At 68.1% G+C, this 18,153-nt stretch carries 13 protein-coding genes; 5 read left to right on the top strand and 8 right to left on the bottom strand.

Annotation, left to right across the window (positions count from 1 at the left end; genetic code table 11):
• Positions 1-2: 2 nt before the first annotated feature.
• The 4 genes from ABNF93_RS08210 to ABNF93_RS08195 form a co-directional block, all read right to left on the bottom strand.
• On the bottom strand, positions 3-935 hold the full coding sequence (locus tag ABNF93_RS08210) for an ABC transporter permease (protein ID WP_349327162.1): 933 nt from the start codon (positions 933-935) through the stop codon (positions 3-5).
• Positions 932-1,927 (bottom strand): ABC transporter permease, encoded by a 996-nt coding sequence (locus ABNF93_RS08205; protein ID WP_349327160.1) that lies wholly within the window; start codon positions 1,925-1,927, stop codon positions 932-934. Before ABNF93_RS08205 ends, ABNF93_RS08210 begins: the two co-directional genes overlap by 4 nt.
• A gap of 217 nt (positions 1,928-2,144) precedes the next feature.
• Positions 2,145-3,830, bottom strand: coding sequence for an ABC transporter substrate-binding protein (locus tag ABNF93_RS08200; RefSeq protein WP_349327159.1), 1,686 nt, complete (start codon positions 3,828-3,830; stop codon positions 2,145-2,147).
• Entirely contained in the window at positions 3,827-4,894 is a 1,068-nt protein-coding gene (locus ABNF93_RS08195) for a LacI family DNA-binding transcriptional regulator (protein WP_349327158.1), read from the bottom strand. Before ABNF93_RS08195 ends, ABNF93_RS08200 begins: the two co-directional genes overlap by 4 nt.
• A gap of 132 nt (positions 4,895-5,026) precedes the next feature.
• On the opposite strand from ABNF93_RS08195, the gene ABNF93_RS08190 reads away from it, so the two are divergent.
• On the top strand, positions 5,027-7,438 hold the full coding sequence (locus tag ABNF93_RS08190) for a beta-galactosidase (RefSeq protein ID WP_349327156.1): 2,412 nt from the start codon (positions 5,027-5,029) through the stop codon (positions 7,436-7,438).
• A 185-nt stretch (positions 7,439-7,623) separates the two neighbouring features.
• Here ABNF93_RS08190 and ABNF93_RS08185 read toward each other — a convergent pair whose 3' ends face one another.
• Positions 7,624-8,244 carry a cellulose binding domain-containing protein gene (locus ABNF93_RS08185; protein WP_349327154.1) on the bottom strand — a complete coding sequence of 207 codons (621 nt, stop codon included), beginning with the start codon at positions 8,242-8,244 and terminating at the stop codon, positions 7,624-7,626.
• A 154-nt stretch (positions 8,245-8,398) separates the two neighbouring features.
• On the opposite strand from ABNF93_RS08185, the gene ABNF93_RS08180 reads away from it, so the two are divergent.
• Positions 8,399-9,382, top strand: coding sequence for a phosphatase PAP2 family protein (locus ABNF93_RS08180; RefSeq protein WP_349327152.1), 984 nt, complete (start codon positions 8,399-8,401; stop codon positions 9,380-9,382).
• 59 nt (positions 9,383-9,441) lie between these two features.
• Here ABNF93_RS08180 and ABNF93_RS08175 read toward each other — a convergent pair whose 3' ends face one another.
• Positions 9,442-10,410, bottom strand: coding sequence for a hypothetical protein (locus tag ABNF93_RS08175; RefSeq protein WP_349327150.1), 969 nt, complete (start codon positions 10,408-10,410; stop codon positions 9,442-9,444).
• A gap of 258 nt (positions 10,411-10,668) precedes the next feature.
• On the opposite strand from ABNF93_RS08175, the gene ABNF93_RS08170 reads away from it, so the two are divergent.
• Together ABNF93_RS08170 and ABNF93_RS08165 are read left to right on the top strand one after the other, a co-directional pair.
• On the top strand, positions 10,669-12,588 hold the full coding sequence (locus ABNF93_RS08170; RefSeq protein WP_349327148.1) for an acyl-CoA dehydrogenase family protein: 1,920 nt from the start codon (positions 10,669-10,671) through the stop codon (positions 12,586-12,588).
• Between the two features lie 192 nt (positions 12,589-12,780).
• Positions 12,781-13,800, top strand: coding sequence for a LacI family DNA-binding transcriptional regulator (locus ABNF93_RS08165; RefSeq protein ID WP_349327146.1), 1,020 nt, complete (start codon positions 12,781-12,783; stop codon positions 13,798-13,800).
• A 133-nt stretch (positions 13,801-13,933) separates the two neighbouring features.
• Here ABNF93_RS08165 and ABNF93_RS08160 read toward each other — a convergent pair whose 3' ends face one another.
• A complete protein-coding gene (locus ABNF93_RS08160) occupies positions 13,934-15,046 on the bottom strand; it encodes a GlxA family transcriptional regulator (protein WP_349327144.1) in 1,113 nt (370 codons plus the stop codon).
• Positions 15,047-15,237: 191 nt separating this feature from the next.
• On the opposite strand from ABNF93_RS08160, the gene ABNF93_RS08155 reads away from it, so the two are divergent.
• Positions 15,238-16,521, top strand: a complete 1,284-nt coding sequence (locus ABNF93_RS08155; RefSeq protein WP_349327142.1) for an MFS transporter — start codon at positions 15,238-15,240, stop codon at positions 16,519-16,521.
• Positions 16,522-16,597: 76 nt separating this feature from the next.
• On the opposite strand, the gene ABNF93_RS08150 is transcribed toward ABNF93_RS08155, so the two are convergent.
• Positions 16,598-18,010 (bottom strand): MFS transporter, encoded by a 1,413-nt coding sequence (locus ABNF93_RS08150; protein WP_349327141.1) that lies wholly within the window; start codon positions 18,008-18,010, stop codon positions 16,598-16,600.
• Between the last annotated feature and the right edge of the window lie 143 nt (positions 18,011-18,153).

Raw genomic sequence — 18,153 nt, 5'->3', positions numbered from 1 at the left:
TGTCACCCTTCCCGCAAGTGTGGGTTACTCAGGGCGTCCACACCGAAGTTGACGAGCGTCAACGACGTCAACAGGAATGCGATCGCCAGCCCGGGAGCTCCCAACCAGATCCACTGTCCGGTCGACATGGCTCCGGAGTTGTTCGCCCAGAAGAGCATGGTTCCCCAGCTGACCGTGGTCGGATCGCCGAGGCCGAGGAACGCAAGGCCCGCTTCGGCCCCGATCGCACCACCGGCCGCACCGAGGAATCCCGCCACCACGAGCGACATCATGTTCGGCATGATCTCGGCGAAGACGATCCGACCCATGCCCTCGCCGGCGAACTTTGCCGCTGTGATGTAGTCACGTGCCCGAAGGGTGAGAATCTGTGCCCGCTTGATCCGTGCTCCCCATGCCCAGCCGGTCACCGAGATCACGAAGATGATCAGCCAGAGTCCGCGTACGCCTTCTGGTGAGTACGCCGCCAACGTGACCATCAGGGGCAACACGGGCACGACCAGCGCAAGGTTGATGAGGAAGGACAGGACCTCATCGACAACGCCTTGCAGATAGCCGGCGGTCAGTCCGATCAGCAAGGCGATGAGGGTGACCAGAAGGCCGGCAACGAGTCCGACGACGATCGACGTGCGAGCACCGTAGACCAACTGCGAGAGGATGTCGTTCCCGTTGGCCGTCGTACCCAGCGGGTGCGTCGCGCTGGGCGGAAGGGTCCCCGCGAAGTCGCTCACCCGCGGATCGTGGGGCGCCACCAGCGGAGCCAGGAGGGCCACGAGCACGAACATGCCCAACACGATGAGGCCGAGCCGACTCTTCTTGTTGGCCCACAAGATGGTGAGCCACCGAGGCATCCGTGACGCGCGAACCACGGCAGCTTCGCGGGCGATCTCGGCGCTGGACTCCTCAGCCGTCTGCACCTGGCCGAAAGGGGTGGTCATGCCTGTGCCTCCCGTCGTACCCGCGGGTCGAGGATGCCGTACAGGATGTCCGCGAAGAGGTTGGCGAGCAGCACACCGATCGTGGTGAAGAGGAAGATGGTCTGCATCAGCGGATAGTCGCGGTTGGTGATCGCAGTGAAGAAGAGCTGCCCCATGCCGGGATATCCGAAGATCATCTCGACCATGAGCGTGCCGCCGAGAATCGCGCCGAGGCCCAGGGCGAAGCCCGTGACATTGGGCAGAATCGCAAGTCTGGCGCTGTAGGTCAGCATCACCCGACGCGGCCGGAGCCCTTTTGCCTGGGCCAACCGCGTGTAGTCCTCCCCGAGCGTGTGCACCATGTTGTTCCGCATCTGCAGGATCCAGCCGATCGGCGCCGTGAGGAGCAACGCGAGTCCGGGCAGCAGGCTGTGATAGAGGGCGTCGTACAGGAAGGGCCACGACAGCGAAGGCTCGATCGCTCCGCTGTAGCCCCCGGCGGGCGGGAACCATTGCACGGAGAATGCGAACACATAGATGAGGATCAGCGCTGTCCAGAAGAACGGAATGGTTCCCAGAAAGGTCGAGCCCAGGCTGACCACGGCGTCGAACTTGGTGTTGCGCCTCCATGCTGCCGCCGCACCGAGAAACGTGCCGATGATGAATCCCAGCACGTGGGTGACGCCCACCAGCACGATCGTCCAGGGCAGCGCCTGGACGATGACGTGCGTCACGCTGTACGGAAAGTAGGTGTAAGAGACCCCGAAGTCCAGATGAACAAGGGCTTTGAGGTACTCGACGTACTGCTCGAAAAGGGAGCCGGTCGGCAGTCCGAGCATGATCTGGACCGCCTTCACGGCGGCGGGATCGACCGCCTCGGTCTGACCGGTGAGCCGCTGGACCATGTTCTTCGCGGGGTCACCGGGCTGCAGGCGAGGGATGATGAAATTCAGCGTCACGGCCGCCCACAACGTCAGGACGAAGAAGCCCAATCGGCTCAAGAAATAGCGCATGCGCTCCCTCTCTTAGCTCGCACTCTCTAGGTCGCACTCCCTTGGCCGCCCTGTCGCGGGACTCGCGTGTTGTCCAGAGAGCACGGCAGGCAGGCGGCGGGCCCGGGCTGTGCCCAACGCTATGAGCACAACCTCGGGTCCGCCTGTGCAGCGGCCAAGTGCCTGGGCGACCGACATGAGGCCGGCCGGATTCCGCCCGGCCTCATGTCCAGGATCCTCAGCTACCGCTGTCGCCCGGGGGCCGCAGGCGAGTCATGATCTCGAGGGAGTCACCCGACCCGGCGTACGGATCCTCCTCACTGGGCCACCCCACGGCATTTTCCGTGCGGTATTCGAACCACTTGGCGCCGTACCAGAGCGGGATGGTCGGCACCTTCTCCACCATCATCTGCTGGAGCCCGTGCACGATCTCCTTCTGTGCGGCCTCGTCTTCTGCCTTGACGAGCTGGTCGAGGAGCTCGTCGGTTTCGGCGTCCTTCCACCGGATCATGTTGGTGGGCGCGGGCTTTCCGATGGGCGCGGTCTGACTACTGGCGAACGGGTCGTGGTAGGCGCTGTAGAGGTTGCAGTCGCCGCCGAACACGCCGAACGCCATGTCGAAGTTGCCGGAGGCGACATCTTCGCCCACCACGTCCGGGTTGGAGTTCTGCACCCTCATGGTGATGCCGATGGCCTTGAGGTTCTTCTCGATGATCTGCGCCGCCTGGATCCAGTCGACCCAGCCGGCCTGCACCTTGAACGTGAAGGAGGGCAGCGGCTTGCCGTCCTTGCCGAGCAACTTGCCGCCAGGTCCGGCCTCGTATCCCGCTTCGGCGAGAATCCGCTTGGCCTCTTCGGGATCGAAGGGCACGTAGCCCTCGTCCTCGATGCCCGGCGCCATCCACTCGTCGTGCAGGGAGTAGGTCAGACCGGTCTGGCTTGCGGTCTCGACATAGCCGAACTGCGGCTTCTCCTTGATCTCGTCCTTGTCGATCGCGTAGGTCAGCGCGCGACGGAACTCAACGTCGTCGAACGGCTTCTTGGTGAGGTTCATGTAGAGGCTGATGTTGCCGCCCGAGGCGAACCAGTACTTGTTGTGCTCGGGATCCTTCGCGACATAGGTCTTCTCGATGTCCGGCACGAACATCGCCGCCCAGTCGAACTCTCCCCGGCTGAGCTGGAGCTTCTCGACCTCGGCACTACCGGTCGGCTTGGTGAACTTCAGCTGCTGGACCTTGATCTTGTCTGCCTGCCAGTAGTCCGGGTTGCGTTCGAGGATGAGCTGCTGTGGGTTGATGCTCTTGACCTTGAACGCACCAGTCCCGACGGCATCCGGGTTGGTGAACTTCTCCACGTCGTCCTGCTTCGCCCAGATGTGCTCAGGAACGATCGGCACGCCTTCGGCAATCTGGTTGAACGTCGGTACCGCGGCATCCTTGAAGGAGAACGTCACCTGGCTGTCGCTGTCCGCGGTGACGCTCTCGAGCTTCTGCCAGAGACCTTGGAAGTCGAACGCCGGCGCGGCCTTGAGCATGTTGAACGTGAACGCGACGTCCTTGGCGCTGAACGGCCGCCCATCGGACCACTTCACTCCCGACCGGGTTTCGACGACGAGAGTGGCCGGGTCCTGCCACTCGTACGACGTACCCAGCAAGGGGTTGGCGTCACAGCTGATCTCGTTGATGTCGAACAACGACTCGAAGGTCCACGAGGTGGTGCTCGTGGTCGGTAGGTACGGATTGAAGATGCGCTGCGGGGTCTCCAGCTCGCTGAACTTCCCAAGGCTGAGCTGGGGGATCATGCCTTTGGCGGCCGATTCCGGCTTCTGCTCACTACCTGGCGAAGCACACGCGGCGCCCGCCACCGTCACCGCAAGTGACAGCAAGCCGGCGACCGTCCATCGTGCCCGAGCTCGTCTATTCACGTAGTCCTCCTGGATCGCTTTGCTAACGATCCCCCGTGGAGCCTTGCATCCCCGTTCTCGTCCGCACCGCAGCCGCAGCTGCCGCGGATCACGACCTGCGTCTCGAGCACGCGGTCGAGTGACGCATCGATCTGTCCCTCCACATGGCGAAGGAGTTGTCGCGCCGTCTCGGCGCCGAGCTCCCGCATGGGTTGGTGGACGGTGGTGAGGCCGGACGCCATGAGCCCAGCCATCGGGATGTCGTCGAACCCGGTGACCGCGATGTCCTCGGGCACCCGCAGCCCGCGGTCCATGACGGCGACGACGGCACCAAGGGCGGTTTCGTCGTTGGCACAGACGATCGCGCGTGGTTGCTCGCCGTCGTCGAGCAACCTGCTGACAGCGATGAACCCGTGTGACTGTTGGAGTCCTGTCCGGATCGGCTCACCAGGGGGTTCGGCCCCGGTACGCCTGTGCGCCTGCAGGAAACCCTGCCACCTCGCAGTGGCGTCCGGTGACCCGTCGGGATTGCCGACGAAGACCAGCTGCTCGTAGCCGTGGTCGGCCAGCAGGTGGGTGGTGAGCCGCGCCATTGCGGCGGTGTTCTCCGTACGTACGGTCGCAACGCCGACCATCGGGCCGCTCGCCAACAGGACAACGGGTTCACCGCGGTCGGTGAGGCGACGGACGGCCTTTTCCGGGATCACTCCGCCCATGACCGCGAGACCGTCCACGCGGTCGGCCATGTCGAGGACCATGTCGACGGACTGCCGCAGGAAGTGTGTGCCCATGATGAGGACACTCACTCGGGCGTTGATGGCCTCTTCCTCGAAGCCGTTGATGACATCGGAGTAGTAGGGCCCGGACAAGCCGGGGAAGACGATGCCGAGCGCGGAGTGCCGACGTTCGACGAGCGCGCGTCCGGCGTGGCTCGGCCGGAAGTGGTACTTGTCGATCGCCTCCTGCACTTTGCGCCGGGTGGCGGGTGACACCTGGCCCACTCCTCGCGCGACCCGCGACACGGTCGCGATCGAGACCCCGGCATCCGCCGCGATCTCCTGCAAGGTCGGACCTCGTCTGCCCATCGCCATCCTGTCGACGTTCACAAGCCGGTCAGGCGGCCGTGTAACGTGTTGCGGTAAACGTTTGCAGTGCAAAGTTTTCAGGATCGTAACGACCGAGCAATGCACCCGCAAGAGGCTGTGAAGGAGCGTTTCGTGATCGAGATCAGCCGCAAGCGCATCGTGATCGACGGTTCACCTCGCGTCCTGCTCGGTGGGGAGGTGCACTACTTCCGCCTGGCCCGCGAGGACTGGGCGGACCGACTCGACAAGCTCGTGGCGGCTGGTTGCGACACCGCGGCGTCGTACATTCCCTGGCTCTGTCACGAGAAGCCCGACGGCAGCTTCGACCTCGATGGCCGGACCCGGCCAGAGCTCGACCTCGGCGCGTTCATCGACATGTGCGCCGAACGCGGGTTGTACTTCCTCGCCCGTCCCGGACCGTTCCTGATGGCCGAGCTCAAGAACGAGGGCCTGCCGTTCCGGCTCTACACCGAGAACCCCGAGATCCACCCGGTGACCTGGGACGGGGCGCGGGTGACGAGCCGCACCGTGGACTACCTTGCGCCGGCGTACCTCGCCGAAGCCAGGAAGTGGTACGCCGCGGTCATGCCGGTGCTGGCATCGCGCCTGGTGACGAACGGTGGGCCCATCATCGGCGTCCAACTCGACAACGAGGTCGGGATGTTGTCATGGGTGACGAACTCCCCCGACCTCACCGACCACCTGCTGGACGACCTCGCCCGCTGGTTGGGCCAGCGGTATGACGCGGACGCACTCGCCGCGCGCTACCCCTTCGACCTCACCGACGCCGCGGCACGCGCCGAAGGCATCAGGTCGCCGCGCGAGGACTACGCACCCGCCCTGATGGCCGATCTCGGCACCTATATGCGCGATCGGTTCGCGCGCTACTTCGCGACGCTGCGGGAGTACGCCGAGGCCGAAGGCGTCACGGGCGTCCCGTTCTTCGTCAACATCCATGGCACCGGACACGGACGCGCCTGGGACTACCCGATCGGCATCAGCCAACTGATGGACAGCTACTCCGGGCTACCCGGCATGTTGGCCGGTTCCGACCACTACCTCGGCGACCTCACGACTCGTAACGCCGCGGACCTCTACCTGATCAACGCGTTCGGCGACGCCGTGCAGGACTCCGACCAGCCGCTCACGTCGCTCGAGTTCGAAGCCGGTGACGGTGACTACGGTCGCGACCTCACCCACCTGCACGACCCGTCGACGATCGACCTCAAGACCAGGCTCTGCGTCGCCCAGGGCAACCGGCTGATCAACTACTACCTGTTCGCAGGCGGCATCAACCCACGCCTCGACATGCCGGTCGGTGACGGCAACGACCGGATCAGCTTCACCGGCGAACGGCACGGCGTGGGTGCGCCGGTGGGGCCGGAAGGCCAACTGGGGTTGACCTATCCGCGTACGGCCGAGGTCGTGCACGCCGTACGCGCGGTCGCGGCGAAGCTCGCCACGATGGACGAGGAACACGACGACCTCGCGATGGGGTTCATCCCCGACTACTTCATGACCGAGTCGGTCTACCCGCAGGGCAAGGCGATGCGGGAGATCGTCGACAACCTCTCCCGGTACCGGTTCGGCGGACCGGGGCAGCTGATGGCGCGTGCGCTGCTGCTCGCCGGCTACCGGCATGGTGCGGTCGACCTGCAGAACGCGCCAATCGGGTCCGAGGCCGTACCCGTTCTGGTGCTCGCGGCCGCGCGCTATCTCGACGGGCGGGTGCAGGAGTCGCTCGCGGCCTACCTGTCCGGTGGCGGGAAGCTGCTGCTCGTCGGCGAGGTTCCGTCGTACGACATGGAAGGTCGGGAGTGCACGGTCCTGCGCGACGCGCTCGGCCTTGTCCCGCAGGGTTTCCGTCAGGGCGACCATGCGTACTTCCTCTCGGTCTGCGCCAGGGGGTGGGCGGCACCGCGCCCGGAGGTGGCGGTCTCCTACGCGCAACTCTTCGACGCCGAGCGCGGTGACGTCGTGGTGTACGAGTACGACTCCGGCCACGGATGCGGCTTCGACATCCCCGTCGGCAACGGCCGGGCGGTCGTCCTCACCACCAGCTATCCCGGTAGCGACATCGGGTTCTACCGCAGTGCCGTCGAACGGTTGGGCTGCACACCAGCCCTGCGCCACGACGCCGAGCGGGCGAGCCTGCTCATCACCTCGACCGCGAACGACGCCGGCGAGCGCTTCATCCACGCATTGAACCTCGAGGGGTACGACGCGGTCTTCGGGCTGACCGAGAACGGCCGGCCGCTGTTCGGCGGGCATCAGGTTTCGCTGCCGGGACGGCGTGGCCTCATGCTGCCGGTCGACCTGGCGTTCGGCGGTGCGCGGCTCGCCTACGCGACGAGTGAGATCGCTTCCCTGCAAGGGGATTCGGTGCGGTTCACTCCGCGTCAAGGCTCTCTTGTCGCGGCGTTCGAGTCCGACCGGAAGCTCGCCGTCGACGGGCCGGCCGAGGTGTGGACGGAAGCCGGTCTGCAGCTCGTCCGCGCGAGGTCCGGGGAGGTTGGCGACGGCGTGACCGTGACTTGGACCTGACGGCCGCCGCAAATGACCACGCTGCCCATGCCTGTCCCGCCGCAAATGACCACGCTGCCCATGCCTGTCCCGCGCAAATGACCACGCTGAGTGGGTCTGCGGTATCCAGACAGGTGTCGGCACCTGTTCCAGGTGCTGAAGACGTACTCAGCGTGGTCATTTACGCGACGAGCAGCCCCGTCCCCTCAGCCGCGACGGATGCGGCAGGACTGGCCGTTGAGGGTGCAGTCACCGACCCGTGGACGGTCGGTGCCCTCGGCGCGGAAGCCGAACTCCACGCGCTCGCCGGGCGCGACGACCGCGTTGTAGTCGAGGCCCCGCGCGACCACGACACCGGAGTCGGACTGGTCGAGGGTGGCCTGCCACACGTCGTCGATCTCGGCATCGTGGAGCTCGAAACTGAGCTCCCACGTCAACGGTGCCGCGGTCGTGTTGGTGATCGTGACGACGCCCACGAACCCGTCGTCCCAGCTGCTCGCCGGCCGGAAGGTCACGGTGGGCCGGTCACGACCGCGAACCGGTGCGACACCCGCCGCGGTGGACCGGCGCGACACGGTGGGCGAGGGTGAGGTCGCCCTCGCCCTCGCGGTCCTGGGAGTACGCGCGGAGTCGGCGGCGGGTGTCGCCCGTGTGGTCGACACGGTGGGCGTCGCCGCCGAGGCGTCCAGACGTGCCTGTGTGCTCGACCCGCTGCTGGCGAAGACGGCGGCCAGAACGAACGTCGTGGCCATCGCGGCCGCGATCACGCCCACGAGAACGATCGTGCGCTCCTGCGTCGACAGCGTGGGCACCTTGCGGCGCTCCATGGTGGTCCCTCCCCTGGACCGGCAGAGCCGGTTTCCGCCAGACGTTGACCGGGCCCAAACCCCCCAGCCGGACCCGCATGCGCCGAACACGGACGATTGTGCCACGGCGTCGAAGGTGGCACTTCTCGCGCGCAGGCTCGTCTAGCGTGGCGGTATGCCGTCCCGCACCCGCTGGCCACTTGCAGTCTGGCTGGTCTTGTTGGCGTTCGCCCAGGTCGGGGCGCTTGCCGTTATCTGGTGGGTGTTCGTACGCACCGCGGACGGTCAGTCCCTCGACGCGGTGGCCCTGTCGGGCAGATCCATCGGACAGACCAGGGTCGACGGGTTGGTCACCAGAGCCCTCAACACCATCACGGCGGTCTCCGTCATCGCCGCGACCATCGCCATCGGGTTCGTCGCGCTCGCCCGACGCCGGTACAGGCTCGCCGTCGTCGCCACCCTGCTCATCGTGGGCGCCAACCTCACCACCCAGCTGCTGAAACGCTCTCTCATCGAACGACCGGACCTGGGCGTCGAGGGGGTCGAGACCAACCTCAACAGCCTGCCCAGTGGGCACACCACGGTCGCCGCCTCGATGGCCGTCGCCGCGGTGCTCGTCCTACCGCCGCGGCTCCGTGGCGGAGTGGCGCTCGCCGGCACCTGCTACGCCGCCCTCGTCGGGATCGCCACGCTCGCCGAGGGGTGGCACCGGCCGAGCGACGCCGTCGCCGCCTTCCTCGTCGTCGGTGCGTGGTCCGCGGCTGCCGGTTTCGTCCTGGTCGTCACCGAGCGCGAGTCAGAGCGCTCGACTCCGCCGTCCGGCAGGGAAAGGCGTTGTTCGCCGGCATCAGGGACGTCCTGGTCAGACGGCGCTCATCCGTACGCGCTGACCCTGCTGTTCGTCGCCGGTCTGGCCCTGCTCACGGTCGCGGCGGTCGCGCTCGGCATCACCGATCAGACCCCTCACCCCGCTCCGGAGAACCTGAGCTGGCGCCGCCTCTTCGCCGCGTACTCCGGAGCAGCCGCGGGGATCGCCGGCACCGCGTGCATGGTGATGGTGCTGGTGCTCGCGACGGTGCACCGTGTGGTGCCGAGCCGGGACACGTCGCAGCCACCCGGACCGTCGAGGCGAAACGCCGTCACGACAGGCCCGCACTGATCCTCCGCCGTAGCCGCCGAAGCCGCCGGAGCGTCAGGGTCTCAGGGCCCGGCAGCGCCTCAGAGCCGCCACATCCGGCCGGAGTACCGGTCGCGGAGCCAGCCGAACTGTCCGTACGACGCGACTGTCATACCGAACTGGTCGGGCGACGGACGGTCGCTGTCGACCCACCAGCGGTACGCCTTCTCGACCATTCCCCACAACGTGGAGAGGCCGTAGTGCTCCCAGTGCGGGTCACGGCCATCGGCGGAGACGCTGACGCCGGCCCACGCCTCCTGGTCGTACACCCAGCGCATGATCCGGCCGGATCCGTCCGGGAACTCGGCCTGGGTGAACCGGAGATCCGGAAGCTGCATTCCCAACGCGAACAGGGCATCGCGGTCCGACCAGAGGGCGTCCGGGTCGAGTCCGCAGGAGGCGGGCGCGCCGGAAAGCAACGTGTCGGCGTGGATGTCGAACACGTTGGTGTCACCGGCTGTGGCGTCGCCCGAGTGCGCACCTCTGTGGTCGCCCGAGTGCGCACCTCTGCGGTCGCTCGCGCGGTCACCGGCGCGGGCGTCCGCCTGCTCGCCCATGGCTGGAAGTGGAGTGACGAACCGTCCGTACGCACGTTCGTCCTCAACCGTGAGCCTGGCCAGGCTCGGTCCGGCGAGCGGGTTGGCCCACGGCACGAGCAGCGTGCCGCCGTTGCGGACGGACTCGACCAGAGCGTAGGGAACGACCGCCAGCGGCACACTGACCAGCACGCGGTCGTAGTCGGTACAGCCCGGCAACGCTGGATCGGTGGGAGAGCCGCCTCCGGCACGCTCGGGCGGCCCCAGGTCCGGCGCCGACAGGTGGCCGGCCGAGAGATGGTCGACCGGGATCACGTCGACGGATCCGGGATGAACGTGGTCGTGCAGCTCCGCGCTTGGGTGCGTCGCGCCGGCCGTCACCTCGAGCACACGCATCCCCGGTGCGAGGTCGAGATGCGACACCATCGTCGCCACGGCCGAACCCTCAGGTCCCTCGGTTCCCTGCGACCCCATGCCTGCTCACCTACCCACCGATTACGACGTCAGACAGACATGTCAGGTTATTCCGCCATCTTCTCGGCAGAATCGGGCAGAGGGGGCGAGCTGTCAATGGCGGCCTTTGTCACCACGCTCTCACGCGGTTGACGCCTGCCGCAGCGTCTCGCCATGCGGACGCGCCACGCATCGCCAGGAGGTTTGACGAAAGCGCTTGGCGGCGTGCTACCAGCGAGTAACACTGGTGGGTAGCAACAGGCGAAAGGGTGAGAAGCCATGAGCCAGACCCGCCGCGTTTCCGAAGTCGACGCCCGCGCTGTCGCCGAGGCGGCCCGCGAGGCCACCTGGGTCAAGCCGAGCTTCGCGAAGGACCTGTACCTCGGCCGATTTCGCCTCGACCTCGTCCATCCGGCACCCCGCGTGCCGGAGGACAAGGCGGCGAAGGGAGCGGCCTTCCTCGAACGCCTCAAGGCGTACTGCGCGACTCTCGACGGCCAGGTCATCGAGCGCGAGTCCCGGATCCCCGACGAGTACGCCAAGGGCCTGGCCGCGCTGGGCGTCTTCGGGATGAAGATTCCCGAGGAGTACGGCGGCCTCGGGCTGTCGATGCTCGACTACGGCCGGGGCCTCATGCTCGCCGGCTCGGTCCACCCGAGCATCGGTGCGCTGCTCTCTGCCCACCAGTCGATCGGGGTCCCCGAGCCGGTCAAGATGTTCGGTACCGAGGAGCAGAAGCGCGAGTTCCTCCCCCGCTGCGCACGCGGGGCGATCAGCGCGTTCCTGCTCACCGAACCCGACGTCGGTTCCGACCCGGCCCGGCTGTCGATGACCGCGATGCCATCCGAGGACGGTTCGGAGTACGTCCTGGACGGGGTGAAGCTCTGGACGACCAACGGTGTCGTCGCCGAGCTGGTCGTCGTCATGGCCCGGGTGCCCGAGAGGGAGGGGCACCGGGGTGGTGTGACGGCGTTCGTCGTCGAGGCGAACTCGCCTGGCATCACCGTCGAGAACCGCAACGCCTTCATGGGGCTGCGCGGCATCGAGAACGGCGTGACCCGCTTCCACCAGGTGCGGGTGCCTGCCGCGAACCGGCTGGGCAAGGAGGGCCAGGGCCTCAAGATCGCCCTGACGACACTCAACACCGGCCGGCTCTCGATCCCGGCACTGTGCGCCGGCGCCGGCAAGTGGGCCCTCAAGATCGCGCGTGAGTGGTCCGCCGAGCGCGAGCAGTGGGGACGACCGATCGGCCAGCACGCCGCGGTCGCGCACAAGATCTCGTTCATCGCGGCCACGTCGTACGCCTTGGAGAGCATTCTCGAACTCTCCGCCAACATGGCCGACGCCGGAACCTACGACATCCGGCTCGAGGCGGCGATCGCCAAACTGTACGCAAGTGAGAAGGCCTGGACGATGGTCGACGAACTCGTCCAGATCCGGGGCGGCCGCGGGTATGAAAGCGCGGAGTCCCTTGCCGCACGGGGCGAACGTGCCATCCCGGCCGAGCAGATGCTCCGCGACATGCGGATCAACCGGATCTTCGAGGGATCGACCGAGATCATGCACCTGTTCATCGCGCGGGAGGCGGTGGACGCCCACCTGCAGGCGGCCGGCGAGCTGGCCAACCCGCACGCCCACGCGGACGCGAAGTTCCGGGCGGCGGCGAAGGCGAGCGGCTTCTACGCGAAGTGGCTGCCACGGTTGATCGCCGGAAAGGGGCAGTTCCCGCTCTCCTATGACGAGTTCGGGACGCTGGCACCGCACCTGCGGTTCGTCGAACGCTCCTCGCGCAAGCTGGCCCGCAACACGTTCTACGGGATGGCACGTTGGCAGGGCAAGCTGGAGTTCCGCCAGGGCTTCCTCGCGCGGGTCGTCGACATCGGGGCGGAGCTCTACGCCATGACCGCGGCATGCGTACGCGCCGAGATGCTCCTGCGGGAGGATCCCGCCCGCGGTGAGGAGGCCTACGAGCTGGCGGACGCCTTCTGCGCCCAGGCACGGGTCCGCGTCAAGGAGCTGTTGACGCGGCTTTGGCGCAATGCCGACTCCAGTGACGACGCGCTGGCCAAGCAGATCCTCGAAGGCCGCTACACCTGGCTCGAGGAAGGCGTACTCCATCTGTATCCCGACGCACCGTGGATCGCGTCCTGGACGCCGGGAGACTCGCAGAAGGAGAACCTCGCCCGCCGGATGATCTGACGGCGGCGGCGGCAATGACCACGCTGCCCATGCCAGTGGGCCCAGGACAGGCGTGTACGCCTGGCTGGGGTACCGCAGGCATGGGCAGCGTGGTCATTCGCCCCAGGGGGCATGGGCAGCGTGGTCATTCGCCCCGGCGGCAGGGACGGCGCGGCGGTGAGGGCCCGCGGAATGCTTTACGCTGCCCTTGCGATGCCCACGATCTACGATGTCGCCCGCCACGCTCAGGTCTCGCCCTCGACCGTCTCCCGCGTCCTCAACGGCAAGCAGACGGTCGACCAGGCCCTGGCCGATCGGGTGCGCGCGGCAGCCGAGGCGCTCGACTATCGGCCCAACGCCCTCGCGCGGAGCCTTCGCCGGAGCCAGACCAACCTCTGGGCCGTCCTGGTCTCCGACATCAACAACCCGTTCTTCACCGCCCTCGTGCGTGGTGTGGAGGACGTCGCCCAGACCTCGAGGTACTCCGTCGTGCTCTGCAACAGCGACGAGGATCCCGCGAAGGAGGCGGGCTATGTCGCCGCGATCCTCGCCGAGCAGATAGCTGGCGTCATCATCTCCCCGACCAGCCACGGCGAACACGTCCGCGACCTGGTGGACGCCTCGGTGCCCATCGTCGCCATCGACCGGCAGGTACGCGGCGCCTCCGTCGACATCGTCACGGTCGACAACGAACGCGCCGCCCAGCTCGCCGCCACCCACCTGATCGACGAGGGTTTCGCGCGGATCGCCTGCATCACCGGCCCCCGCGACATCAGCACAGCGCGGCAGCGACTCGAGGGATACCACCGTGCCCTCGAGGCGGCCGGACGCGCCGTCGACCCGCGCCTGGTGAAGTACGCCGACTTTCGCGAGACCGGCGGCTACACCGCGATGGCCGACCTGCTCGATCACACGCCCAGACCCGACGCGGTGTTCCCCACGAACAACCTGATGACGGTCGGCGTCCTGGAGTGCCTGGCCGATCGGGGCGTCCGGGTTCCCGAGGACGTCGGGATCTTCGGCTTCGACGACGTACCCTGTGCGGCCCTGATCCGGCCCCCGCTCTCGACCATCACCCAGCCGACGTACGACATCGGCAGGACCGCGGCGGAGCTGCTGCTGCGCCGGATCGCCGAGCCCACCCGGGCGCCGTCGGTCACCGTACTGCCCACCGAGCTGCACGTCCGCGCGAGCTCCCTCAAGCGAGCAGCCACCACGTCAAGCCACCCGTGACGCCCGGACGTGTCGGCCCGCGCGGCTACCGCCCGGACGCCTCCACCAAACGCCGGATGATCAGGTTCCGGCCATGGTCATGCGTCACGACTGGTTCTTCCGAGCGCCGGAAACGGCCATGAGTGACGCATGATCATGAAACGCCGCGGAAGGTACGCCGGTAAGCCAGCGGTGCCACGCCGAGCGCCGTCCGCAGGTGCTGGCGCATCGACGCCGGCGTACCGAATCCGGCGTCACGCGCCACCTGGTCGACGGGCAGATCGGTCTCCTCGAGCAGGTGCCGCGCGCGTTCGATCCGCTGTCGGACGAGCCAGATGCCCGGACTCAGCCCGGTCTCCTCGCGGAAGCGCCGGGTGAAGGTCCGCACGCTCATCCGCGCGTTCCTGGCCATGGTCGCGAGGTCGAGCGGTTCGCCGAGCCGGCTCAACATCCAGGCCCTCGTGGGTTCGGTCGTCGAGCCCGCAACCGGTGGAAGCGGGCGTTCGATGAACTGCGACTGCCCACCGTCGCGCCAGGGAGGTACGACGCACGTGCGTGCCGCACCATTCGCGACCTCTACTCCGTAGTCGCCGCGGATCAGGTGCAGGCACAGGTCGATGCCGGCGCCCACCCCGGCCGAGGTCAGCACGTCACCGTCGTCCACGAACAGCACGTCAGGGTCGAGCCGCACCCGAGGATGGAGCTGACGGAACCGCCGTGCGTACTTCCAGTGGGTCGTCGCCCGGCGACCGTCGAGCAGGCCTGCCGCGGCGAGGATGAACGCCCCCGTGCAGATCGACACCAGCCGCCTTCCCGCCTGGGCCGACGCGCGCAGTGCCTCCGCGACCTTGGGGTCGATGGTTCCGTCCTCCACTGCCGGACCGTGGTGGATTCCTGGTACGAGCACCGTGTCGGCGTCGCTCACCACGTCGAGGGAGTACTCGGGCTGCAGGTGGAACCCTGCGGTCGTACGCACCGGCCCGCCGTCTGCCGTACACACCTGGACCGCGTACAGCCGCAGGCCGGAGGAGTCGCGGGCCGAACCCAGGACCTGCGTGGCCGTGCCGACGTCGAACGGCACCACGTCGTCGATCGCGAGAACGGCGACCCGATGCGGCCGGACCGGCGTCCGGTCTGTCGGGGCCGTCGGGTCCGGCAGGTTTGGTGGGCCTGGCAGATCTGGTGGGCCTGGCAGATCTGGTGGGCCTGGCAGATCTGGTGGGCCTGGCGGGTCCGGTCGGCCGGGCAGACCTGGCGTAGCGGGCATGGCCGGATTCTTTCACATGATGGCTTTCGGGCCACTCGCCGACGAGCGGGCGGTACGGACAAGCTGTCATCGTGACGCCGACCGAACCTCGCGATCCCGCCACACCCGATTCTTCAGGACAAGGCCCGGCCGGTCCCGCTCTGTCCGTCCCGCATCCCGCCGCTCCCCGGTCCCCCCGCGGGCGCGGCAGGATGAAGCGCCCGAGCATCCACCGGGCGTGGATCGTCGCGGGCGTCGCGCTGCTCGCGCTCGTCGGCGCCGCCGGTTTCGGCGCTGTCCCCGGCGTCCTGGTCACCCCGCTGCAGGAGGAGTTCGGGTGGTCGCGAGGCACGATCTCGCTCGCCGTGTCGATCAACCTCGTGCTGTACGGCGTGACCGCACCTTTCGCGGCCGCCCTGATGGAACGCTTCGGCATCCGCCGGATCCTCGCGGGCGCCCTCGTCCTCATCGCCGTCGGCAGCGGGCTCACCCTGTTCATGACGGAGAGCTGGCAGCTGGTGCTGTGCTGGGGCGTCCTCGTCGGGCTCGGTACGGGCGCCATGGCCCTCGCGTTCGTCGCCACTATCACCGGACGGTGGTTCGTCCGCCACCGCGGCCTCGTGACGGGCATTCTCACCGCCGGCGGCGCCACCGGCCGGCTGATCTTCCTTCCGCTGCTCGCGAGCCTGGTCGTGTGGTCGGACTGGCGTGCGGCGGCTCTGGTGGTCACGCTCGCCGCCCTGGCGGTCGTGCCCCTCGTTCTGCTCGTCATCCGGAACCGGCCGGAGGACGTAGGACTACGCCCTTACGGCGTACCCGACGACGCTCCGATCGCGGCGGCCGACACAGTGCCTACCCCGCATCCGGCAGCCGGGACGGCGCTCGGAGTCCTCGCCGGTGCCGTACGCACGCGCGCGTTCTGGCTGCTCGCTGGCGGCTTCGCGATCTGCGGCATGTCGACCAACGGCCTGATCCAGATCCATTTCATCCCGGCGGCGCACGACCACGGGATGGCCGAGCCGGTCGCGGCATCGCTGCTCGCCGCCATCGGGATCCTCGACATCGTGGGTACGGTCCTGTCCGGGTGGCTCACCGACCGCCTCCCCGCGCCCTTCCTGCTCGCCATGTACTACGCCCTTCGCGGCGCTTCCCTGCTCCTGCTCCCCTTCCTGATGGACGACACGGCACACCCGAGCCTGCTCGTCTTCATCGTGTTCTACGGGCTGGACTGGGTGGCAACAGTCCCGCCGACCATCGCCTTGTGCCGCCAGCACTTCGGCAGTGCCGGTCCCGTTGTGTTCGGGTGGGTCTTCGCCTCCCACCAGATCGGCGCCGCGATCGCCGCCACCACAGCCGGGGTCCTGCGCGACACGACGGGGAACTACGTCCTGGCGTTCACCGGAGCTGGACTGCTCTGCTTCGTCGCCGCCGCGCTCTCGGCGCGGGTGGGCGTTCATCCGCCGACGCCCCGGCCATCCGTCGGGAGCGCACACTGACGGGACGGCACGTCGTCGTCCCCGAGAACGATCCAGGCCCGCGGCTCGGGCACCGGCAACGGTCGCGGGTCAACCGTCATGCAGGGCGTCGCCCGACCGCGACCAGCCCGACCGCCCCGAGCACACTGGTCGCCGTACAGATCATCATCACCCCCGTGTAGGTCCCGCTTTGCGCGTGCAGCCACGCGGCTCCCAACGGTGCGGCCGCCTTCGTCACCATGAGAAACGCCGCCAGCAGACCGCTCAACGTCGCGTACGCAGCGACACCGTAGCGATCGGCCACGAGCGCGGGGCGGGCGATGGTCCCGACGCCGAAGCCGATCCCGACCGCCAGGACGCAGGCGATCGCGCCGACCAGCCGGTCACCGACCCAGGGCAGGAGAAGCGTCCCCATCGCCTGTAGGACGAAGATCGCCGCGACGACGGCCGTCAGGCGCACGCGCCGGCTCACTGCCGTCGTCACCACCCGCCCGGTCACCGACAGGACTCCCAGCAGGCCGGCGACCGTGGCGGCGGTGGTCGGCGCGTGACCGAGTTCGGTGAGGTACGCGACGACATGAACGCTGATGACGAAGGTGCCGATGCCCTGGGCGACGAACGACACGGCGATCAGCCAGTACGCCGGATCACCGAACGCCGTGCGCAGGGCGGCCGAACGCCGGTCCGCCGGGTCCTGGTCGGCGTTGGCCCGATCCGTGCGCGCCCGTTCGGTACCGGCCCGATCCGTACTGGCCCGATCCGTACTGGCCCGATCCGTACTGGCCCGATCCGTACTGGCCCGATCCGTACTGGCCCGATCCGTACTGGCCCGATCCGTACTGGCCCGATCCGTCCGGGCATCCGAACCGGTGACGGATTGGCTGGCGATGCTCGGCGTACCGCCGGATCCGGGCTCGTCGGCACCGACAAGGGCGAGCGGTCGGCGTACGACCAGGTGCAGCGGGACAGTCACGGCGCCGTAGATGACCGCAAGCACGACAAGCGCCTGCCGCCAGCCGTAGAACTCGACCAGCAGGCCGGACAACGGCAGGAAGATCGTCGAGGCGAACCCTCCGACGATCGTGATCGCGAGGATCGCAGTCCCGCGACGCTGGCCGTGAAACCACGTGACCACCACGGCGAACGCCGCCTCGTAGAGCACACCCGCCGCCGCGACGCCGAGCCCGACGAAGACGGCGTACAGCGCGACGACGTTCTCGACCCGCGACCAGGCGAGCAGACAGCCGGTGGCGAGCACCGAGCTGAGGACCATGAGCCGTCGCCCTCCACTCCGGTCCAGCCATCGCCCGACAGGAACGGCGACGGCCGCGGAGGTGAGCAGGCTGAGGGCCGGGGCCACCGTCAGCGCGGTCCGGCTTGCGTGCAGGTCGGCCTGCATGGGGACGAGGAAGACCGCGAACGCGTAGGCGAGTACGCCGTAACCGGCGGTCGTCGTCAGCGCCAGAGCGGCGACGATCCACCAGCCGTACGACACTCGGGTGGGAGTCAACCGGACGGCGCTCACCCCGCTGCGGAGGCGATGTCGGCATCCACGTCCCCATCCTCCCGGACTCACCCGAGTTGTCAATACAACTTCCCTCACGCCCGACTCGACCAGCAGCCCGGCCCTGCCGCGCTGCCCGCCCCCGCGCT

Source organism: Actinopolymorpha sp. B9G3 (assembly GCF_040120725.1).
Taxonomy (GTDB): domain Bacteria; phylum Actinomycetota; class Actinomycetes; order Propionibacteriales; family Actinopolymorphaceae; genus Thermasporomyces.
The sequence above is the reverse complement of the archived record's forward strand: the minus strand, read 5'-3'. Positions and strand labels throughout refer to the sequence as shown.